Source organism: Actinomycetospora termitidis, assembly GCF_030286555.1.
GTDB classification, from domain to species: Bacteria; Actinomycetota; Actinomycetes; order Mycobacteriales; family Pseudonocardiaceae; genus Actinomycetospora; species Actinomycetospora termitidis.
Map to the genome: position 1 here is coordinate 19,625 of NZ_JASVWF010000013.1, position 15,818 is coordinate 35,442.

Sequence of the window (15,818 nt, forward strand, 5' to 3'; positions counted from 1 at the left end):
AGCCTGTCCGATAACCTTGGTTCCATGAGCGAGGCGTTCGAGATCTCCGCGGACGACGCCGAGGGCGTCGCCGAGGGGATCCGGCGTGCCGCGACGGGCTCGGTCGTGCATCTCGTCCGCGACGGGCGCCTCATCGCGGACATCGTGCCCGCCAACTCGACAACGTCTCCTGGCCCGCCGGACGACGCCGAGCTCGACGGCACCGACATGGCGGCGCGCGAACAGCGGGCGGCCGAACGACCCGCCGCGTGCGTCGCCGCCAGCGAGTACCACGCCGCACGCTTCGGAGCTCCCACCCTCGAGCACTACCGCGCGGTATACGCCCAGGCCGGCGCCTCCTGGCCAGGCGAAGCCTTCGTCCGGCGCCACTACCCCGTAGCGGACGCCTCCTGAGCGCACTGCCACCCACCGACGAGCCGCCGCCGCTGCTCGCCGGAGGCAAGGTTCTCGACGCGAGCGCGCTCGCATCATGGGCGCGCGGCGGACTGGCCATGGCCAGCTGGTCGACCATCGCAGCAGCCGAGCTCGGGATGACCCTGCTCGTCCCCTCCGCCGTGGTCTCCGAGGCCCTCCTCGCCCTGCCCAACCACGGCACCGACATCGACGTCCTGCTGGCCCAGCCCACAGTCCTCGTGCTCGATGAGCCCACAACAGCCATTCGCGCTGCGATCGACGCCGCTCGGGAGCGTCACGGCCTCTTCGACCCGGTCGCCTCCTGGGTCTCGGCGATCTGCCGGGAACGCGGGTGGCCCGCCGTATCCAGCGACCCAGACCGGCTACGTGACGTGCACCCAGACCTAGAAGTCGATCTCCTCTAGCCCGCGGACCACAGCCGCTGCGCCGTGTCGGTCCTGAGGTCGACATGCTGCGCCATGTCGGTCCCTGAGGTCGACATCCTGCCGACCTGCCAGCTTTCGCTCAGCTCGCCACCTTGGCGTCGAGGTCGCGTCAGCGGGATTATCGCGGCATCGACGCAGGTCAGAGGCCCCCGGTCGCAGCGTTGACAGCTCTCGGTCCTAGCGTAAAGCCTCGTGAGCACCACAGGCCACAGCAGCCACGAGCACGCCGCCGATGACGGCCGGCGGGTACTTGCTCGGGTCCCGGAGCAGCGCGCGGCGCGGCCCTCGGAGCTGCTCGGTGGTCTCGCCGACGACTACCTGCCCGCCGTGCTGTGGACCGACGCGAGGGTCCGGCTGCGTAGAGCGCTGATCAGGGCCGCTGCCCCACGTACGAGCCGGCCACCCGGAACCGCAGGCCCGGCTCCGCGTACTGCTCGATCGCGTGCGCGATCCACCCGACGGTGCGGGCGACCGCGAAGATCGCCTCGCCGGCGTCGGGGCGCATGCCGTGGACGTGCATGACGGCGGCGAGGGCCAGGTCGACGTTGGGGAACACGCCGGGCCGACCGGAGACCTGCGCCGCGAGCTCGCCGACCAGGGCGGCCTCGCGGGTGCCGGCGATCGTCTCCAGCAGGACGTCGGTGCGCGGGTCGCGCTCGACGTAGATCGAGTGCCCGAAGCCGGGGAGCCGTTCCCCCGCGCGCAGGCGCTCGGTCACGGCACGGGCGGGATCGTCGAGGGCCTCCGTCAGGAACCGGTACGCCGACGTGGACGCGGTGCCGTGCACCGGCCCGTCCAGCGCGCCGAGGCCGGCCGAGACGACGGCGTACGGATGCGCGCGGGCGCTGGCGGCCACCCGCGCGGCGAGCGTCGAGGCCGCGAGCCCGTGGTCGGCGAGCAGCACCAGGGCGCACCGCAGCACCTCCGGGTCCTCCGGGCGGTCCGAGATGGCGGGCCACAGCCCGCCGAGGGACGCGACCATCCCGCGCAGGCAGCGCAGGCCGGTCGGGACGGCGGCCTCCAGGTCGAACCGCCAGGGGTCGGCGGGGGCGAGCGCGGCGACGGCGAGCCGGAGACGGTCGACCGGGCGGGGGTCGCCGGGCATCGCGTCGACCAGCGAGCGCACCGCAGCGACCACCCCGTCGTCGGGAGCCGCATCGGGGAGCTCGGAGTCGAGCGACCCGAGCCAGAGCAGTGCCGCCATCCGGTCCGGGGTCTCGTGGCGCGCGAGGTCGACGAGCCGGCGCCCGCGCACCACCACGTCGTCGGCCTCGACGAGCGTCAGCCGGGTGGTGATCGACTCGGCGACGCCGGGCGGGCGCCGGCCACGACCCGCGGCGAGCGCGTCGACCTCGTCGGCGTCGAAGGTGCTGGCACGGCCGCCGGTGCCCCGGGTCGAGGTCAGCAGGCCGCGGCTGACGTAGGCGTAGAGCGTCTCCGGCTTGACGCCGAGCCGGGCGGCGGCCTCCGCCGTCGTCAGGGTGGGCACGAGGTTGACCCTATCAAGATTGACTGCATTGATCGGTCGGCGCAGCGTACGGGCCATGACGATCGACACCGTCCCCGCCGGACTGCGCGGGGTGGCCGTGAGCGACACCGCGATCGGTGACGTCCGCGGCGACGAGGGCTACTACCACTACCGGGGCCGCTCGGCGGTCGAGCTGGCGCGCACCGTCTCCTTCGAGGACGCCGCCGCGCTCGTCCTCGACGGGGTTCCCGACGGCGGGTCCGCGTTGCGCGCGGAGCTCGCCTCCCGCCGCGACCTCCCGCCCGCCGTTGCCGCGGTCCTCCCGACGGCGGCCCGGGCCGGGCAGGACTTCGAGGCCCTCGCGGGTCTGCGGGCCGCGCTGTGCGTCCTTGCGGCCGAGGAGGGCCTGCAGCCGACCTGGGGAGCCACCCCCACCCGACGTCGGGACGACGCCCTGCGCGTGTGCGCGGTGACCCCGACGATCCTCGCGGCGCTCTGGCGGCTGCGACAGGGCCTCGACCCGGTCGCGCCGCGCGACGACCTGCACGGGGCGGCGGCCTGGCTGTGGCTCCTGCACGGCGTGGAGCAGGAGCCGGCCGCGGCGGACGCGGTCGAGCGCTACCTGATCTCGACGATCGACCACGGGTTCAACGCCTCGACGTTCACCGCCCGGGTCGCGACCTCGGCGGGCACCGACGTCGCCTCCGCCGTGGTCGCGGCGATCGGGACGTTCGTCGGCCCGCTGCACGGCGGGGCCCCGGACCGGGCCCTGGAGGCGCTCGACGAGATCGGCACCGAGGAGCGGATCGAGCCCTACGTCCGCGCGAAGCTCGCGGCCGGTGACCGGGTCATGGGATTCGGGCACGCCGTCTACCGCACGGCCGACCCGCGGGCGGTGATGCTCCGCGAGGTCGCCGAGCGGTTCGGCGGGCCACTGGTCGACCTCGCCGTCGCCACCCAGGACCGCACGGAGGCCCTGCTCGCCGAGCACCGGCCCGGGCGCGGGCTGCGGGTCAACGTCGAGTTCTGGGCCGGCGTCGTGATGTCGCTGGCCGGGGTCCCGCGCGAGATGTTCACGCCCACGTTCGCGGTCAGCCGGGTCGTGGGATGGTGCGCACACGTCCTCGAGCAGGCGGGCGAGTCGACGATCATCCGCCCGTCGGCCCGATACGTCGGTTCGGCGCCCGTCTCTGCCCGATAGCGGGCAGGAACGTGGACTGAATCGTCGAAGCCGTGCAGGCTCCCCCGCATGGACCCGGAGCTGGTGCGCCACGTGGTGGCGTCCACGGGTCTGCCCGGTCCGGTCGCCGCACGCGTGGTGGCCGACGTCGTCGCCTACTACTCGGAGACCACCGAGGAGTACGTGCGGCGGCGGCACCGGGAGCTGCAGGCCCGCGACCGGCGCAACGCCGAGATCTGGGCGGTGATCGCGTCCGAACTGGCGACGCGGCCCGTCAAGGCCGGCGAGGTCAGCGAGCGGCAGCTGCGACGGATCGTCTACGGATAGGGAGCACGGCAGCGCATGTGCGGCATCGTGGGGTACGTCGGCACCCGGCCGGCAGCACGGATCCTGGTCGACGGGCTCGCCCGTCTCGAGTACCGCGGGTACGACAGCGCCGGGATCGCCGTCGCCCATCGCAAGGCGCTGCGCACGACGAAGGCCGTGGGTCGTGTCGACGACCTCCGGGCCAAGGTCGGGGACGACCAGTCGTCGGGAAAGGTCGGCATCGCCCACACCCGCTGGGCCACGCACGGCGAGCCCAGCGAGCGCAACGCCCACCCCCACACCGACGCGAGCGGTCGGATCGCGGTGGTGCACAACGGCATCGTCGAGAACGCCGAGGAGCTGCGGGCGAAGCTGGTCGCCGACGGCGTGACGCTCGCGAGCGACACCGACACCGAGGTCCTCCCCCACCTCATCGCCCAGGCCGCGGAGCAGCGCGACTCGCTCGAGGACGCGGTCCGGGAGGCGCTGCGCGTCGTGGAGGGCACCTACGGGCTGGTGGTGCTGGACGCGCGCCGTCCCGACGAGCTCGTCGTCGCGCGCAACGGCAGCCCGATCGTGCTCGGGCTCGGCGACGGCGAGATGTTCGTCGCCAGCGACGTGGCCGCGCTGGTCCGGCACACCCGCCAGGTCGTGTTCCTGGCCGACGGCGAGATCGCGACGATCACGGCGACCGGGTACGAGGGCGGGCGGCTCGGCCCGCCGACCACCGTCGAGGTCGGCGACGACGACTACGACCTCGACGGGCACCCGGACTTCCTGTCCAAGGAGATCCACGAGCAGCCGTCGGCGCTGCGCCGGGTGCTGGCCGGTCGGCTCGACACCCGCTTCGCCACCTCCCGCCTCGACGGTCTGCACCTCGACCCGCGCGAGCTGCGCGGCATCCGGCGGGTGACCTTCCTGGGTTGCGGGTCCGCGCACTACGCCGGGCAGATGGGCGCGGCGCTGGTCGAGGAGCTCGCGCGCGTGCCCGCGGACGCCGAGCAGGCCAGCGAGTTCCGCTACCGCAACCCGCTGGTCGATCCGGACACGCTCTACGTCGCGGTCAGCCAGTCCGGCGAGACCATCGACACCCTGGCCGCGGTCGAGGAGCTGCAGCGCAAGGGCGGGCGGGTCGTCGGGTGCGTGAACGTGATCGGCTCCGCGATCGCCCGGCAGTGCGGCGCGGGGATGTTCCTGCACGCCGGGCCGGAGGTCAGCGTGGCCTCGACCAAGGCGTTCAGCTCCATGACGACGTCGTTCGCGCTGCTCGCGCTGCTGCTCGGCCGGGTGCGGGACCTGTCGGCGGCGCACGGCACCCGGCTGGTGGACGGGCTGCGCCGGCTGCCGGACGCGGTCGACGAGGCGCTGGCGGTGGAGGACGAGATCGCGGCGGTCGCGCAGAAGTACGCAAACGCCCGGTCGATGTTCTTCCTCGGCCGGGTGCGCGGCTCCGCGGTCGCGCGGGAGGGCGCGCAGAAGCTCAAGGAGATCTCCTACGTGCACGCCGAGGCCTACGCCGCCTCGGAGCTCAAGCACGGTCCGCTCGCGCTGGTGGACGCGACGATGCCCTGCGTGATCGTGGTGCCGGACGACGAGCTCGTCGCGAAGAACGTCTCGACGATCGAGCAGGTCAAGGCCCGGGGCGGCCCTGTCATCGCGGTGACGAACGCCGACCTGCCCGAGGGGCTGGCCGACGCCGTGATCCGCGTGCCGAGCGTGGAGCCGGAGCTGGACCCGATCCTGCTCGGCGTGCCGCTGCAGCTGTTCGCGTACCACTGCGCGGCCGCGCTGGGCCGGGACATCGACAAGCCGCGGAACCTGGCGAAGTCGGTGACGGTGGAGTAGTCAGCGCACCTCGAGGTGCAGCCCCCCGTCGAGGACCACCTCGGAGCCCGCCCGCGCCGCCCCGGCCACGATCCGCCGGGACAGCGGGCGCTCCACCTCCCGGGTCACGACCTGCCGGAGCCCACGGGCCCCGGACGCCGGCTCGGCGCGGCCGGCGAGGGCGGTCAGGGCGGCCGGCTCGACGGTGAGGGTGATCCCCTGCGCCGCGAGCCGCTCCCGCGTCGCGTCCAGCGCCAGCCCCACGACCCGGGCGAGCAGCTCCGCCGAGAGCGGGCGGAAGAGCACGACGTCGTCGATCCGGCCCAGCAGCTCCGGGCGCAGCGAGCGGCGCAGCACGCGCATCACCGGCTCGCGGGCGTCCTCCGGGTCGTCGACCACCTTCAGCTCGGCCGCGGCCAGGTTCGACGTCATGATGACGACGGTGTCCGCGAAGCTCACGGTGCGGCCGTGGGTGTCGGTGAGCCGCCCGGCGTCGAGGATGCCGAGCAGCACGGCGACGACGTCGGCGTGCGCCTTCTCCACCTCGTCGAACAGCACGACCGACGACGGATGGCGCCGGACCGCCTCGACCAGCTCGCCGGGCCGCTCGTGCCCGACATAGCCGGGCGGGGCACCGGTGAGCCGGGCGACGGTGTGCTTCTCGCCGAACTCGGCCATGTCGAACCGCACGAGCTCGGAGCCCAGCGCGTCGGCCAACACGCGGGCCAGCTCGGTCTTCCCGACCCCCGTCGGGCCGACGAACAGCATCGACCCGTGCGGGCGCTCCGGGTCGGCGAGCCCGGCCCGGCCGGCGAGCACGGTGTCGACGACGGTGTCCACCGCCGCGTCCTGCCCGATGACGCGGGCCCGGAGGCGGGCGTCGAGGTCGAGGAGGCGGGTGCGGTCGTCGTCGGTGAGGTCGGCCACCGGGAGACCGGTGTCGTCGGCGACGACCTGCGCGACGTCCTGCACCGTCACCGTCGGGTGCCCCTCGGGATCCCGGGTGCGGACGCGCGCCGCCGCGCGGTCGATCGCGTCGATGGCCTTGTCGGGCAGGAACCGCTCCCGCACGTGGCGGGCGGTGAGCTCCACCGCCGCCCGGCGCGTGGCCGGGGGCAGCACCACGCCGTGGTGGGCCTCGTAGCCCGGCGCCAGCCCGTCGAGGATCGTGACCGTCTGCTCGACGCTCGGCTCGGGCACGTCCACCGTCGCGAACCGGCGGGCCAGGGCGGCGTCGGGTTCGACGTGGCGGCGGTACTCCGCGGTGGTCGTGGCCCCGACCAGGCGCAGCTCGCCCCGGGCCAGCGCGGGCTTGAGGATGCCGGCCGCGTCCATCGGTGACTCCTGCGCCGACCCCGCCCCCACGATGGAGTGCAGCTCGTCGACGAACAGGATCGTGTCCGGGTGCGAGGCCTCGGCCACGAGTGCGGTGAGACGCTGCTCGAACTCGCCGCGGTACTTCGTCCCGGCGACCATGCCCGCGAGGTCGACCGTGACCACCCGCGTGTCCCGGATCGCCGCGGGCACCTCGCCGGCGACGATCCGCGCGGCCAGTCCCTCGACGATCGCGGTCTTCCCCACACCGGGCTCCCCCAGCAGCACGGGGTTGTTCTTGCTCTTCCGGGCGAGGATCTCGATCACCTGGCCCAGCTCGGCGTCCCGCCCGATCATCGGGTCGAGCCGCCCCGCCCGGGCGTCCGCGGTGAGGTCGCGGCCGTGGCGGTCGAGCGTCGGGGTGCGCCTCGGGGGCCTTCCCGACGACGGGTCCTGCCGCTCCCGGGTGGGCTCGCGCGGCTCCTCCCGGCGCTCGTCCCGCCAGTCGTCCTGGCCGCCGCCGAAGAGCATGCCGAGGTCCAGGTCGACCAGCCGCCCCAGCAGCTCGTCGAACAGCGGGCCGGGGCCCGGCGGCTCGTCCCGGCGTGCGCGGTCCTGGTCGGCCACGGAGTCCTCCTCGTCGTGCATCGCCCTCCAGGATGCGCCCGTCACGGGCGCGGCGCCCGCGGCTAGCTCGGAACCCCGCCGCCGAGCCGCGAGCCCGGCCGGTCGACGACCAGCAGGTCCCCGAGCCGTTCCACCCGGGAACCGCGGAAGCGGCGCGCGACCGTGCCGTAGGGCTGGGCGAGCAGCCAGGCGTCCGGCTCGTCGGCCGTCCCGACCTCGACCAGGACCGCGTCGCTGCGCTCGCCGCCGACCGTGGCGTACCCGTCCCAGGCGATCGCGTAGGCCGTGGCGGGCGTGGTCGGCCCGACGGTGGCCCGGGCCTGCTCCAGGCCCTCCGCGAGGTCGGGTCCGAACCGGGTGTGGTGCAGGGTCCGGTCCTCCGGCCGCGGCCGGTCGTCGAGCAGCATGAGGTGGGGCGCGAACGGTCCGCTGCCGCTCCGCAGGCCCTCCACGCTGTCCGCGACGATCCACTCCACCAACGTCGCCACCCGCTCGGGAAGCCCGTGATCCATGGCGACAGCATGCCCGGCCCGGTTCGGGGTCACAGCTCCCGGCGCATGCAGCCGCGCGGCCACCGGTCCAGCCCACGCCGGGCCTCCTGCTCCCGCAGCGCGCGCAGGCCTGCCGTGATCTCGTCGTCGGACAGCCAGTGGAACCCGAGCGACTCGTAGTACGGCCCGTTCCAGGGGACGTCCCGGTACGTGGTGAGCGTGAGCGCGGGCAGCCCGCGGGAGCGGGCCCACCCCGCGAGGTGCTCGACCAACGAGCGACCGAGGCGTCGGTGGGCGTACCGCGGGTGGACGGTCACCTGCTCGACGTGCGCGCAGCCGTCGACGATCTCGGTGAGCAGGTACGCCACGACGTCCCCGTCGGTCGCGACGATCCACGCGCGTCCGGCCTCGACGAACTCGCGCAGGACCTCGGCCGGCGGCGGATCGTCGTCGGCGACGAGATCCATGCCGAGGGTCCGGAACGGCTCGCCGGCGGCCTCCTCGATGTCACGGAGGGCACCGACGTCGTCGACGACGGCCGGGCGGACGACGGGCCCGTCCAGCGCTCGGGCGACGGCGTCGTTGATCCAGGTCCGCTTGGCGCGGCTGTAGACGTTCACGTCGCCGGCGGCCTCGTCGGCCCAGCGTCGCTTGAGGTCGACGTACTCGTCGCGGTGGGTCCCGGAGGCCCGCAGCCGGTCGCGGAAGGCCAACAGCTCGCGCCACACCGGGGAGTCACGGGGATGCAGGTGCACGTTGACCGGGCGGCCCGGGTCCGCGTCGACGGCCACGCGCTGCGGGTGCTCCCGGTCGTGGCGGTCGATGCCGTAGAAGTCCCCCGGCACCGGGACGAGGCCCGTGCGGTGCCAGGCCGCGGGGTCGAGGGCGTCGACCGCGGCCAGGTCGGGGACGACGACCAGCAGGTCGACGAGGTCCTTGCCCGACATCCCCGGCACCGACGTCGACCCCACGTGCTCGACCCGCTCCGCGACGTCGCCCAACGCCGCCGCGAGTCGCCGACCGACGCGCCGGGCCGCCGCGGGCCAGGCCTCGTCGTACGGCAGGACCTCCACGACCTGCGTCCGCGGCGCCCGCCACCCCCGCGCGAGGTTGCGGGCGAACGGCAGCGCCCGCTCGTCCCAGAACCGGTCGGCCGCCTCCACCGAGGACACCACCGCGTCGGCGTCCGATCCGGGGGCGTCGACCACCAGGTGCGCGGTGGCGGGGTCGACCGGCACCGCGAAACGCACCACCTCCACGCCCTCGCCACCGCGGGACTCGAGCCGCGCCGCCACCTCCGGGGCGAGCGAGGGCCCGAGACCGACGACGAGGGGCGGCGTCACGCTCAGGCCGCCGCGGCGACGAGGCGGGCGTACTCGCCGCCGGCGGCGAGCAGCTCGGACGGCGGACCCTGCTCGACGATCCGGCCGTCGGCCATCACCACGACCCGGTCCGCCGCGGCCGCGGTGTGCAGCCGGTGCGCGATCGCGATCACGGTGCGGCCGCGCAGGACCCGGTCCAACGCCCGCTCGGCCCGCTTCGCCGAGTCCGTGTCCAGCAGGGAGGTCGCCTCGTCCAGGACGACGGTGCCCGGGTCGGCCAGCACCACACGGGCCAGCGCCAGCTGCTGCGCGACCGTGGCGGGCACCGCGCGGGCCCCGGCCCCGACGACCGCGTCCAGCCCGTCGGGCAGGTCGGCCAGCCACGCCCCGAGGCCCACGACGGCGAGCGCGCGGGTCAGGTCCGCGTCGGTGAACGACCCGGCGGGCAGCAGCAGGTTGTCCCGCACCGTCCCGGTGAAGACGTGGTGCTCCTGGGTCAGCAGCAGCACCTCGGAGCGCAGGGTGTCGTCGTCCAGGGAGGCGACCTCGCGGCCGTCCACCCGCACCGACCCGACGTCCGGAACGGAGATCCCGGCGATCAGGCGGGCGAGCGTCGACTTGCCGGCCCCGGAGCCGCCGACGAGTGCCCAGCGTTCCCCGGGCGGCACGGCCAGGTCGACCCCGCGCACCACGGGACGACCCTCCCGGTAGGCGAAGTGCACGTCCTCGACGCGCAGACCGGTCTCGCCGGGGACGTCGCGGCTCGGGACCACGGCAGCGTCGGGGACCCGCACTCCCAGCACCCGACGCAGTGCCACCGTCGCGACCATGAGGTCCTCCACCCACCACAGCGCCGTGTCCAGCGGCGCGGCGAGGGCCTGGGTGTAGACGACCATCGTCGTGACGGTACCGAGCGAGGCCAGGCCCTCGGTGTACGCGACGGCGCCGATCAGCAGCGTCGCCGCGACCGGGAGGACGTGCGAGAGCTCCAGCCAGGGCGTCCAGCGGACGTGCAGGGCCCGCAGGTCACGCTCGCGGTCCACGCCATCGTCGAGGGCTCGATGGTCGCCCGCCCGGCGGGCCGGCACGCGGCCGAGGGCGTCCAGCGTGCGAGCACCCGTGCTGGACTCGTGGGCGCGCGACGCGAGGACGGCCCAGGCGTCCAGCATCCGCTCCATCGCGCGGGGCAGACGACGCCACAACCACCGCGTCGGGAGGACCACCGTGGGCACGGCGACGAGCAGGGCGAGCGCGAGCAGCGGGGAGGTCAGCACCATCGCGACGACGGTGAGCACGACGGTCACGGCCGCCGTCACCACCTCGGGCAGGCCCTGGCGCAGCGCGGAGTCGACGCGGTCGAGGTCGGTGGTCGCGCGGGAGAGCAACGCTCCCGTCCCGACCGCCTCCACCCGCCCGAGCGGGAGCGCGAGCGCACGGTCGACGAGCTGGGTCCGGTTCGCCGCGAGGAGGTCCTCCCCCAACGCGCCGGCCCGCCATCGCGCGGCCCGCCGCAGCCATGCCGCGACCAGCAGGGCCGCGAGGAACAGCGCCGCGAGGACGTCGATCCGGGCGACCGAGCGCCCGCCCGAGGCCACCTCGTCGACGATCACCCCGAGCAGCTGCGGCCCGACGAGCCCGGCCGAGGAGGCGGCCAGGAACAGCGCGACCGTCGCCGCGAACCGTCGCCGCCGGGCCCGCAGCACCGCCGCGCCCCAGCGGAGCGCCTCGCGGGGCGTGGCGTAGCCGAGGATCGCGTTCATGACGACGTGCTCCCTTGCAGGGTGCGGGTGTCGGTCAGGTCGACGACCCGGTCGGCGACGTGCCGCCAGGGCGCGGACTGGGCGAGGACAACGGTCGTGCGGCCGCGTCGGCGGTGGGCCACGCGGGCGGCGATCCACGCCTCGGTGTGCGCGTCGACCGCGGACGTCGGCTCCTCGAGGACGAGGACGTCCGCGTCGGTCAGCAGCGCGCGGGCGAGCGCGAGCCGCTGGCGCTGTCCACCGGACACCTCGCGACCACGCTCGCCGAGGGGCTCGTCGAGTCCGTGCGGGAAGCCGTCGAGGATCTCGGTCGCGGCGGCGGCGTCGAGCGCGACGTCGACCGACAGCGATCCGGACGCGACCAGCTCGGCGCGCAGCGGGCCGGAGAACCACAGGTCCTCCGGTCCGGCGTGCACCACGCGTCGGCGCATCTCGGCGAGTCCGACGGTGTCGCTCGGGCGGTCGTCGACCCGCCCGCCCTCGGCGAAGCGCGCCAGCCGTGCCGCCAGGGCGGACGCGTGCGGGCCGGCGTCGACGACGGTCAGCTCGCCCGGGCGGGCGTCGAGGCCCGTCACCGGGTCGGCGAGTCCGAGGGCCCCGGCCGGCAGCGGCGCAGCCCGCTCCCCCGGGTCGGTGAGCAGCGCCCGCAGCGCGAGCAGCCGCGCCACCTTCTTCGCGCCGGCGCGGGCGGAGGCCAGCGACGCAGCGGCCTCGGTCGCGGTCGTCACCGGGACGACGAGGAACGCCGAGGCCCCGTAGACCGCGACCAGTTCCCCCGCCGTGATCGCGCCGCTGACGGCGAGCCGGGCGCCGAGCCACGTGATCGTCACGAGGACGAGGCCCGGCAGGAGCACCTCGGCGGCGCCGAGGGACGCGGTGCTGCGGGCGACGTCGAGACCGGCCGCGCGCACCCGTCCGGTCGCCTCGGCGAACCGCCCCGCGAACCGCGTCTCGCCGCCGACCCCGCGCAGGATCCGCAGACCCGCGACGATGTCCGCCGCCAGCGCGTTCACGGCGGCGAGCTCGGTGCGCTGGCGGTCCCGACGACGCTGCAGCGGGCGCAGCAGCGGCCCGATCCCGACGACGGCGAGCGGTACCCCGACCAGCGCGACCGTGCCGAGCAGCGGCGACCGCGCGAGCAGCCCGACCCCGACGACGCCGAACGCGACCACCGAACCGGCGAACCGACCCGCCGTCTCGAACAGGTTGCCGATCTTGTTCAGGTCCGAGGTCGTCACCGCCGTGACGTCCCCGCTGCTCACCTGGGGCGACAGGGAGGCGCCGAGCCCGAGGACGTGCGTGGTCAGGTGGCGCTGGGTGCTCGACGCGGCGTGCAGCCACAGGCCGTGCGACAGGAAGTCCACCGCGCCGCCGAAGACCATCTGCGCGAGTCCGAGGGCGACGACGAGACCGGCGCCCCGGAGGAGCGCGGTGGTGTCACCACCGGCGATCCCGGCGTCGACGGCGTCGCCCGCCACGAGCGGGACGAGCGCCCCCGGGACGAGCCAGAGGGTCCCGGCGACGACCGACGCGAGCGCCAGCCACGGCCGCGCCCGCAGCAGGGCGAGCAGCAGGCCGGTGGCCGACGGCGGGTCGTCGAGCCGCAGCGGCGGAGCCGGGTACGGACGGCGTCGTGCTCAAGAATCAGGGAGGGGCATGTCCCGACGGTAGGTCGGGCCGCGGATCCCCGCGAGCTGATTTCAGTAGGGCTCGACGGAGAGGACACCCGGGAGGTCGCGGACGCTGGCGGCGAACGCGGAGCACTCGTCGACGGTCAGCGCGACCGTGCAGGCGATGCTCGAGCACGACACGCCCTCGTGGACGTCGACCTGGAAGTCCGGGACCCGGTAGCCCCGCTCGCAGAGCGTCGACGCGAGCGTCATGACGCCGGGCATGCCGCCGGTGGTGACGACGGTGAACGGCCGCGGGAGGCGGGAGGGCCGACGGCCCGGGCCGTTGACGGCGCGCTCGACGTCGGAGGCGGGGATGGGAGCGGGCTCGAGAGTGGTCATGACGATCTCCTGGACGTACGGATCCGCAGCATGGAATCCGAGCCAGGTCTCGGGAGTCTTCACGGGGGGCTCACGGCGGCGCGCCGTGGTGTGCGCGCCGGGAGCCTGGCTCACCCGACGCGCTGGGGTACTACCTCTGCCCGCGCGATCATGACGACGATGTTACTCAGGCCACGTCGTCACGCAACCGCGGGGGTCGGCGTGTCCGATCCCCGCCCCGATCAGGTCATGACGATCCCGCCGTCGATGATCCCGGCCTGCCCCGTCATGTAGTCCGAGTCCGGACCGGCGAGGTAGGAGACGTACGACGCCACGTCCTGCGCGGTCTGTGGGCGGCCCAGCGCGATCAGCTGGGAGTACTGCTGGAACGCCTCGCCCTTGCCGGTGCCGAGGTAGCCGCCGAGCCCGGCGTCGATCTCCTCCCACATCGTCGTGTCCACGATGCCCGGGCAGTAGGCGTTCACCGTGATCCGGTGCTGCGCCAGCTCCTTCGCCGCGGCCTGGGTCAACGCGCGGACCCCGAACTTGGACGCCGAGTAGTGCCCGAGGTGGTCGAAACCCTGGTGCCCGGCGATCGACGACGCCGAGATGATCTTGCCGCCGCGGCCCTGCTCGATCATCGCCTCCGCCGCGGCCTGCAGACACCACAGGACCCCGCCGACGTTGACGGCGAGCATCTTCTGCAGGTCCTCCGGAGACACCTCCAGCAGCGTCTTGACCTGCGCGATCCCGGCGTTCGACACCATGACGTCGATCCCGCCGAGCTGCTCGCGCGTCGCGGCGACGAGGGCGAAGCACGCGTCGCGGTCGGCGACGTCGGTGGCGTGCGCGGCCGCCGTCCCGCCGGCGTCGGCGATGGCCGCGGCCGTGCGCTGCGCGGTGTCCGGGTCGATGTCGGAGACCATCACGGCGAGGCCGTCGGACGCGAGGCGGTGGGCGATCGCCTCGCCGATGCCGCGCCCGGCGCCGGTGACGACGGCGACCCTGCCGCTCCCGGTCGCCGCGCTCACGGGTGCACCAGGATCTTCACGTTGGACTCCTTGTGGTCGATGAGTTCCCGGAAGCCCCGGTCGACGATGTCCTCGAGCGCGATCCGCCCGGTGATGAACTGCTCGACGTCCACGGTGCCGCTGCGGATCAGCTCGATCACCTCCTCGTGCCGGTTCGCGTAGGCCAGCGAGCCGATGAGGGTGATCTCGGAGAACACCAGCGAGTTGACGTCGAACGTGGCCGGGTGGCCCCAGATCGACACGTTGACGCAGGTCCCGCCCGGTGCGGTGGAGGCGACGGCGCTCGCGAGCACCTGGTCGATGCCGGCGCACTCGAAGGTGACGTCGGCGCCGCGTCCGTCGGTGAGCTCGCGGATCGCCTCGGGGACGTCGACCTCGGTCGGGTCGAGCACGTGGTCCGCGCCCGCGCCGGGCGCCTTGGCCTTCCGGGCGTCGGCCGGCTCCACGACGATGACCTGGCCCGCGCCGGTCGCCCGCAGCGCGGCCGCCGTCACGAGCCCGATGGGCCCGGAGCCGAACACCGCGGCCGTCCCGCCCGGCCGGAGCCGGGACAGTTTCGCGGCGTGGTAGCCGACGGCGAGCGGCTCGACGAGGGCGCCCTGCTCCGGGGTGAGGCCGTCGATGCGGTGGGCCCACCGGGCGTCGACGACCATCCTCTCGGCGAACCCGCCCTGGTCGCCATCCAGCCCGATGAAGCCGAGCTGACGGCAGATGTTGTAGCGGCCGTCGCGGCACGCGACGCACGTGCCGCAGACGTCGTAGGGCTCGACGACGACGCGGTCGCCCTCGCTCAGCCCGGTCACCCCGTCGCCGACCTCGGCGATCACCCCGGAGAACTCGTGCCCGAGGGTGATCGGGACGGCCCCGCCGGTCAGCGGGTGGGGCGCGGCGTCGGTCGGCGCGAAGATCGGGCCGTCCAGGAACTCGTGCAGGTCGGTGCCGCAGATGCCGCACCACTCGACGGCGACCTGCACCTGGCCGGGGCCGGGATGCGGCTCGGCGATGTCCTCGACGCGGACGTCACCGCGTCCGTGGAAGCGGGCAGCCTTCACAGGGTCCTCCTCGCTCGGGATGGGCCCATCCCAGAGGAGTGACCGTGGTCACGGCCAGGGTTGCAGCGGTGTTGCAGGCCCGAGCAGGTGGTTCAGGACGGCGGGTGCCGGCACCTCGACCTCGACCCCGGGGGCGATCCGGTAGGGCCGCGCGACGACCAGGTTGCCGAGCACCCGGCGCAGCCGCGACAGCTCCGCGCGGACGGTGACCAGGTGGTCGGCGTCGTCGTAGAGCGCCCGGCTGATCGCGGCCGCGTCCAGCCCGGACGGTCCGGCGCGCATGAGCAGCGCCAGGATCTGCAGGTGCCGCCTCGACAGGGTGTGCCGCCAGGTCTCGCGGCCCTCGACGACCGCGGCGGGCGGGTCCGCGGCCAGGTCGAGGCGCAGGCGGGTCGAGCCCCCGGCTCCCGACGTGGGGTGCAGCAGCCACCCACCGGGGACCGGTTCGGGCAGGCAGGCCCCGAGTCCGTGCACGAGCAGCACCTCGCCGGCCCGCGGGGTCCCGACCCGGTCTCGTGGCGAGAGTCCGGTCGCCCCCGCGACCCAGCCGTGGTCGTCGACCACGAGCGCGGGCCCGCTGCGGCGCGCGAGCAGCGGGGCGGCCACGGCGCGC

14 protein-coding genes and 1 pseudogene are annotated in these 15,818 nt (G+C 74.8%); 5 read left to right on the plus strand and 10 right to left on the minus strand.

The window, feature by feature from the left end:
* The first annotated feature begins 24 nt into the window (after positions 1-24).
* Positions 25-393, plus strand: a complete 369-nt coding sequence (locus QRT03_RS31880; protein WP_286057205.1) for a hypothetical protein — start codon at positions 25-27, stop codon at positions 391-393.
* A gap of 98 nt (positions 394-491) precedes the next feature.
* Complete coding sequence (locus QRT03_RS31885) at positions 492-818, plus strand: hypothetical protein (protein WP_286057206.1); 327 nt, start codon at positions 492-494, stop codon at positions 816-818.
* Positions 819-1,209: 391 nt separating this feature from the next.
* On the opposite strand, the gene QRT03_RS31890 is transcribed toward QRT03_RS31885, so the two are convergent.
* Complete coding sequence (locus QRT03_RS31890) at positions 1,210-2,328, minus strand: citrate synthase (protein ID WP_286057207.1); 1,119 nt, start codon at positions 2,326-2,328, stop codon at positions 1,210-1,212.
* Between the two features lie 55 nt (positions 2,329-2,383).
* Here QRT03_RS31890 and QRT03_RS31895 point away from each other — a divergent pair, with 55 nt between their 5' ends.
* Genes QRT03_RS31895 through glmS form a run of 3 tightly spaced genes read left to right on the plus strand, consistent with a single transcriptional unit; the run spans position 2,384 to position 5,638 of the window.
* Positions 2,384-3,508, plus strand: a complete 1,125-nt coding sequence (locus tag QRT03_RS31895) for a citrate/2-methylcitrate synthase (RefSeq protein ID WP_286057208.1) — start codon at positions 2,384-2,386, stop codon at positions 3,506-3,508.
* Between the two features lie 48 nt (positions 3,509-3,556).
* Entirely contained in the window at positions 3,557-3,814 is a 258-nt protein-coding gene (locus tag QRT03_RS31900) for a hypothetical protein (protein WP_286057209.1), read from the plus strand.
* A 15-nt stretch (positions 3,815-3,829) separates the two neighbouring features.
* Entirely contained in the window at positions 3,830-5,638 is a 1,809-nt protein-coding gene (glmS, locus tag QRT03_RS31905) for a glutamine--fructose-6-phosphate transaminase (isomerizing) (RefSeq protein ID WP_286057210.1), read from the plus strand.
* Here glmS and QRT03_RS31910 read toward each other — a convergent pair whose 3' ends face one another.
* The 9 genes and pseudogenes from QRT03_RS31910 to QRT03_RS31955 form a co-directional block, all read right to left on the minus strand.
* A complete protein-coding gene (locus QRT03_RS31910) occupies positions 5,639-7,579 on the minus strand; it encodes an AAA family ATPase (protein WP_286057211.1) in 1,941 nt (646 codons plus the stop codon).
* 41 nt (positions 7,580-7,620) lie between these two features.
* Positions 7,621-8,070 carry a hypothetical protein gene (locus tag QRT03_RS31915; protein WP_286057212.1) on the minus strand — a complete coding sequence of 150 codons (450 nt, stop codon included), beginning with the start codon at positions 8,068-8,070 and terminating at the stop codon, positions 7,621-7,623.
* Positions 8,071-8,099: 29 nt separating this feature from the next.
* Entirely contained in the window at positions 8,100-9,392 is a 1,293-nt protein-coding gene (locus tag QRT03_RS32130; RefSeq protein ID WP_345783320.1) for a GNAT family N-acetyltransferase, read from the minus strand.
* Between the two features lie 2 nt (positions 9,393-9,394).
* Complete coding sequence (locus QRT03_RS31930) at positions 9,395-11,131, minus strand: ABC transporter ATP-binding protein (protein ID WP_286057213.1); 1,737 nt, start codon at positions 11,129-11,131, stop codon at positions 9,395-9,397.
* Positions 11,128-12,738 (minus strand): ABC transporter transmembrane domain-containing protein, encoded by a 1,611-nt coding sequence (locus QRT03_RS31935; protein WP_286057218.1) that lies wholly within the window; start codon positions 12,736-12,738, stop codon positions 11,128-11,130. Before QRT03_RS31935 ends, QRT03_RS31930 begins: the two co-directional genes overlap by 4 nt.
* Before the next feature lie 93 nt (positions 12,739-12,831).
* Positions 12,832-13,143, minus strand: coding sequence for a hypothetical protein (locus QRT03_RS31940; RefSeq protein WP_286057214.1), 312 nt, complete (start codon positions 13,141-13,143; stop codon positions 12,832-12,834).
* Between the two features lie 221 nt (positions 13,144-13,364).
* Positions 13,365-14,153, minus strand: a complete 789-nt coding sequence (locus tag QRT03_RS31945) for an acetoin reductase (protein ID WP_286057215.1) — start codon at positions 14,151-14,153, stop codon at positions 13,365-13,367.
* The gene (locus tag QRT03_RS31950) at positions 14,150-15,205 is read right to left on the minus strand and encodes a 2,3-butanediol dehydrogenase (protein ID WP_286057216.1); all 1,056 of its coding nucleotides are present in this window, start codon (positions 15,203-15,205) and stop codon (positions 14,150-14,152) included. The genes QRT03_RS31945 and QRT03_RS31950 overlap by 4 nt, the downstream gene beginning before the upstream one ends.
* Positions 15,206-15,253: 48 nt before the next feature.
* Positions 15,254-15,818 (minus strand): annotated as a pseudogene (locus QRT03_RS31955) (transcriptional regulator); the annotation flags it as partial.